Source organism: Candidatus Hakubella thermalkaliphila (genome assembly GCF_013281975.1).
GTDB classification, from domain to species: domain Bacteria; phylum Actinomycetota; class Humimicrobiia; order Hakubellales; family Hakubellaceae; genus Hakubella; species Hakubella thermalkaliphila.
The window spans coordinates 1-577 of the sequence record NZ_BLRZ01000455.1 but is presented as its reverse complement, the minus strand read 5'-3'; the positions used below and the strand labels follow the sequence as shown (position 1 = coordinate 577).

The following is a 577-nucleotide window of genomic DNA, read 5'->3' as shown; positions in this document are numbered from 1 at the left end:
ATTTGTAGTAATCAGGGCTGCATGTAGCAACCTCCCTGTCCCAGTCATAGCTCAAGCCCATACGATTGAGCTGTTTTTTAATGTATGTAATGTTTTCGTAAGTCCATTGTGCAGGGTGGAGACCCTCTTTTATCGCTGCATTTTCAGCAGGCATCCCGAATGCATCCCAGACCATCGGATGTATGACATTGAACCCTTTCATCCTCTTGTATCTTGCTATAACATCACCGATAGCATAGTTCCGCACATGCCCCATGTGTATTTTCCCCGAAGGGTAGGGGAACATCTCAAGGCAGTAGAATTTCTTTTTTGAAGTGCCTGTTTCTGTTTTAAAAATATTTCTCTCAGCCCAAAACTTCTGCCATTTCAGCTCAACTTTTTTCGGGTCGTATCTTTCATCCAAAACTTTACTCCTCCAATATCACATCCGTCTTTATATAAAGCTCTCTCAGTTGTTTTGGTTCTGCTGTTTAAGGTGCTCCTGACATGAGACTGACTGCCTTCTGTGTCTTGGGGAATGCGATAACGTCTCTTATAGATGTTATACCAGCCATTATCATCGCAATCATGTCAAGAC

Annotated in this window: 1 protein-coding gene; it reads right to left on the bottom strand. The window is 42.6% G+C overall.

Annotated features, from left to right (window positions below; all coding sequences use genetic code 11):
* The coding region (locus tag HW443_RS12685) for a class I tRNA ligase family protein (RefSeq protein ID WP_176238384.1) at positions 1-403 on the bottom strand (403 nt) is incomplete at its 3' end.
* Positions 404-577 lie beyond the last annotated feature (174 nt).